Source organism: Synechococcus sp. H55.11, from assembly GCF_047462475.1.
GTDB lineage: Bacteria > Cyanobacteriota > Cyanobacteriia > Thermostichales > Thermostichaceae > Thermostichus.
Map to the genome: position 1 here is coordinate 1 of NZ_JANSJI010000091.1, position 4,647 is coordinate 4,647.

The 4,647-nt window shown below is 56.7% G+C and carries 3 protein-coding genes; 2 read left to right on the plus strand and 1 reads right to left on the minus strand.

Features of this window, described 5'->3' with window-relative positions; all coding sequences use genetic code 11:
* Nucleotides 1-72: 72 nt before the first annotated feature.
* Entirely contained in the window at nucleotides 73-1,797 is a 1,725-nt protein-coding gene (locus NW853_RS04155; RefSeq protein ID WP_414347934.1) for an electron transfer flavoprotein, read from the minus strand.
* Between the two features lie 118 nt (nucleotides 1,798-1,915).
* Between NW853_RS04155 and NW853_RS04160 the strand changes: the two genes are divergently transcribed.
* Both NW853_RS04160 and NW853_RS04165 read left to right on the plus strand, forming a co-directional pair.
* The gene (locus NW853_RS04160) at nucleotides 1,916-3,049 is read left to right on the plus strand and encodes an anhydro-N-acetylmuramic acid kinase (protein ID WP_414333491.1); all 1,134 of its coding nucleotides are present in this window, start codon (nucleotides 1,916-1,918) and stop codon (nucleotides 3,047-3,049) included.
* A 166-nt stretch (nucleotides 3,050-3,215) separates the two neighbouring features.
* A partial coding sequence (locus NW853_RS04165; protein WP_414347936.1) for a DUF2079 domain-containing protein occupies nucleotides 3,216-4,647 on the plus strand: 1,432 nt, incomplete at its 3' end.

Below are 4,647 nucleotides of genomic sequence, written 5' to 3' on the forward strand. Positions count from 1 at the left end.
GGCTGCACTCCCTGCAACTCTAGCTTTAACTATGCCAGCAAAGCTGAGTCTGTGCTCCCTGCCCCCGTTTTCCTAGAGCCCATAAAAGTCGGGGCCGGATCCCTCGTAGCTGGGGTTAACCCGTAGGTTGAGGTGGGGGCAGACGATCTCGCAGGTGCGGCACTGGATGCAGTTTTCCAGCGACATGGCGTGGGAGCGGATCCCATTGTGTTCGCGGATGTGGTGGACTTCTGCGGTGCAGTCGGCCACGCAGGGGGTAGGGCGGTTCAGCTTGTCGTAGGTGGCAATGCACTGGCGGCAGGTGTCAGCGCTGAACTCAAGGATGTGGCGGTTGCCTTCCGGGTAGCGGGGATCGGCAAAAAAGACGGCATCCGACCGCGAGAAATAGCCCGCTCGCGTGGTCAATGCTTCAGGATCCAGACCTGTGGGGGCCACAAAGTCCGCTTGGATGGCGGCATGGGGAGCAACATACCCCCGTGGGGGCGGCTCGCCGGCGCTGACCCGTCCGCTGAGCAGGGTGTAGGCGCGCAGGAGTTCCCCGCCGCGACGCACGGGATCCTGCAGGCCCCAGCGCAGGGATCCCAGCCAGGGGTGGCCGGCATCGACGCTGCGGCAGAGCTGGGGCAGGTACGCTTCCAGCAGGCGGGAGTTTTCCAAAAAGGCTTCCCGAAAATAGCGGCTGCAGTAGAGATCTTGCCCCACCGAGCTCTCCATCACGGCTTTTTGGTAGGCCTCTTGGATGCGCAGATCCCCTTTTAAAAAGCCGTCGTGAATGAGGCCCGCTGCCAGGTAGCCGGTCTCCATGGCGTTGGTAATCCCAGCCAGGCTGCCCACATCCAGCACCCCCAGGGCATCCCCCAAGAGCAAAGCCCCTTCGACGCCAAAGCGGCTGGGCAGGCTGTAGTAGCCCCCCTCAGGAATGACGGCAGCCCCGTACTTGAGCAACTTGCCACCGGCAATCAGGGATTGGATCCAGGGATGGGCTTTGAACTCCTGCAGGCGCTGCTGCGGGTTGAGGTTGGGATTTTTGCTGTCGAGGCCGATGATCAGGCCCAGGGCCAGGCGGTTATCTTTGAGGCCGTAGACAAAGCCGCCGCTGAAGCTGCCATCCAAAACCGGATAGCCCAAGGTGTGCCACACCTGCCCCTGCAGCGAGCGAGGGATCTGCCACAGCTCTTTGACCCCCACCGACCACAGTTGCGGCCGAGGGCGCAGGTGAAACTTCTCGACCAGGTCTTTGGAGATAAATCCCTTGTCGCCAAAGCAGGTGAGCTCGGCAAAGACGCAATCTTCGTAAACTTGGCCGGAGTCGCTCACCCGCACCCCAATGACTCGCTCCCCCTCATAGAGGATCTCGTGGGCAGCAAAGCCGGGGAACAGATCCAGGGTAACGTTAGGGATCCCTTTGGCCTTTTCCTGTAGGGTTTCGGCCAGCCAGCGGATGACATGGCTAAGGGTGAGGATGAACTGCCCCTGCTTGCGCAACCCCTTTGGGATTGCTGCTTCCGGCAGATCCCAGCGCTCTTGGGATCCCAGTACACTCAGATGGCTGACTTCCACCCGCCCTTCGTGGGGAAATCCTTGGCTCTCAAAATCCGGGAAGAGCCTGGCGATGGCCTGGGGATTGCAGATGGCACCACTGACAATGTGCCCGCCAAATTGCCGGGCTTTTTCCAAGATGGCGATGGAGATTTTGAGCCCCGAGAGCTTGGCCAGATCCAAAAGGCGATGGGCCAGGATCAGGTTGGAGGAGCTTCCTCCCACCAAAAGCAGGTCGTAGCGGATGGCGTCACTCATGCAGAATTCCCCACGCAGCGGCTCTGGATACCCTGCCTGTATCCTAGAGAGGGAAGGCCAAAAGGGGGCAAAACTTTAGACCTTCTCAAGCCTCTGCGCCGAGCCCTCGACAGGATAGGTGATTGTCATTGGCTTAATGTCGGGCACTTCTGTGGACGGGATCGATGTAGCCATCGTCCACATCGAGGGCAACGATCCTCTCCGGTGGGAGCTGTTGCATTTCCAAACAATCCCCTATTGCCCGCTGCTGCGGGCAGAGATTTTGCGGGCTGCGGATCCCAAAACCGGCACGGTAGACCATATCTGCGCTTTAAACTTTCGTTTGGGTCGCGCTTTTGCGGAAGCGGCCCTGCAAGGGATCCAAGCGGCCCACCTCACCCCCCCACAGGTCGATCTCATCGGCAGCCACGGCCAAACCCTTTGGCACAGCCCCGATGGGCCAGAAGCCTCGACCTTACAAATCGGTGAAGCGGCGGTGATTGCCGAGCTGACCGGGATCCCTGTGGTGAGCAACTTTCGGGCGCGGGACATGGCAGCGGGGGGCCAGGGCGCACCTTTGGTGGCTTTTGTGGATTGGCTGTTGCTGAGTCATCCCCACTTCCATCGGGCGGCCCAAAACATCGGCGGCATAGCCAACCTTACCTATCTCCCTAGCCTCAGCAGCGGCGGATCCCCTTTGGCTTTCGACACCGGCCCCGGCAACGTGTTGATCGATTTGGCGGTGATGCGGGCCAGCCAAGGACAACAAGCTTTTGATCGCGACGGAAAATGGGCTACCCAAGGCCAGATCCACTGGGAAAAAATTACAGAATGGATGCGGGATCCCTACTTTCATAAAGCACCGCCCAAAACCACTGGCCGAGAGTACTTTGGATCCCTTTACTTGGAACGAATTTGGCCCCAATTTGCCTCCGCCCACGACTGCATTGCCACGCTAACGGGGTTTACCGCTCGCTCCATTGCCCAAGCTTACAGAGACTTCTTGCCCGCGATCCCAGAGCAAGTTATCGTCAGCGGTGGCGGCACCCAAAACCCTGTCCTCATGCAACTGTTGCAGGAACAACTGCCGGCCACAACCCTGCTTACCTCCGACCAAGTGGGGATCCCTTCTGCAGCCAAAGAAGCCTTTGCTTTTGCGGTATTAGCTTATAAAACCTGGCAGGGTGAGACCAACAGTTTGCCGGAAGCAACTGGAGCAAGACGTGCTACCATCTTGGGCCAAATTACACCCTCTTGTCGTAACCAGTCCTAGCTCATCTGTACCGTTGTCCCCAATAAGCTTTCTCATACTCCTGAAGAAAGAGAGAGGCCCGGGCTTGAGACGGTTCATCTGCCCAATCCAGACTCGCTGGGATGTGACGCAAAAGACGGTAAAGTTGCCTTGCCGAGATCCACAGGATCCAAGAGCCCTGGTTCTTATGAAAGATCGTCCTCTACCTTTGTGCCTGACGGCAATGGCGCTTTGTAATTTCTTCATTCTCTTGAGCTGCAGTGTTGCGCGGCATCACTTGTTTCAGTCAGGAGGATATGATCTCGGTATTTTCGACCAAGCTGTTTATTTGATCAGCCGTGGCGAGTTTCCTTTTTCTACTATTCGCGGGATCCACATTCTTGGGGATCACGCAGCTTTTATCTTGTATCCTCTCAGTCTTTTGTATCGCATTGCTCCCTCCGTATATTGGCTGTTCGGCATTCAAGCTCTGGCACTAACGTTGGGAGCGCTGGCCGTTTACCATCTGGCGCTCCAGGTCGAGATTGATTCTGGCAGGGCGAGAACAATTGCCGCCGCCTATCTTCTCTACCCGGCCATCTTCAACGCCAACCTTTTTGATTTTCATCCAGAAGTGTTGGCCGTTCCCCTTTTTTTGGCAGCTATACTCTGTATTCGCTCTGGCAAGTTGTGGGGGTTTTTGCTGTGCCTAGGCGGTATCCTCGGCTGCAAGGCGGTGTTGTCTCTCAATGTCGTTGCCCTGGGAGCTTGGCTGTTGCTCTTTGAAAGCAGACGAGTTGAAAGGCGCTGCCAAGTGGCCGGCTGGCTTGCCATAGCGACAGGGTCGGCTTGGTTTGGCATGGCCGCTTTTTGGATTATTCCTCACTTCAGTGGCAGCGAGCCGGCAGCCGTTTCTCACTATAGCTATTTGGGCAGTTCCGTTCCTGAAATTATCCAAAACTTGGTCCTCAAGCCAACATTAGTCTTAGGCAAAGTCTTCTCTCTCGACACCCTATTCTATGGATTTTTGTTAATCATTCCTGTGGCTTGGGGCCTCTCCTGGCGCCACTGGGATCCCTGGATCCCTGCCCTGCCAACCCTGGGGCTGAATATACTTTCTAGCAATCCCGCCTATCGGGATCTGGTGCATCAGTATGCATTACCTGTTGTTCCTTTTCTCTTTCTAGCTGTTATCGAAAACGCGAAAGCAGTCCCCTTCTGGTTTTGCCCTGCAAAAAGCAGAAAAGCAGCGCTAACCTGGTCTTTGCTGGCTTTTCTGGCCCTGGCAAAATACCCCTTTTTCGGCTCCATCTATCTTCAGTCTCTTGACACTTGGCAGGCCACTCGCGAGGCCCTTGCCCACATCACCACCCAAGGGGGCGTCCTCACTACCCACGAGATTAGCCCCCACCTCACCCACCGGCAAGTTATTTACTTTACTGACGAGAGCCGCTTCAAGGGATCTCCCCCTGCACAATGGGATCCCTTTGACTACGTTTTGCTTAACAGCCGCCATCCGGGGTGGCGCAGCAGCCCAGAGTTCTCCCAGACCCTGCTTGCCGCTTTACAAAAAGAAACCTCGTTTCAGCTTCTCTACCATCGCGATGGGGTGTATTTGTTCTCTAGGATACGACAAGAAC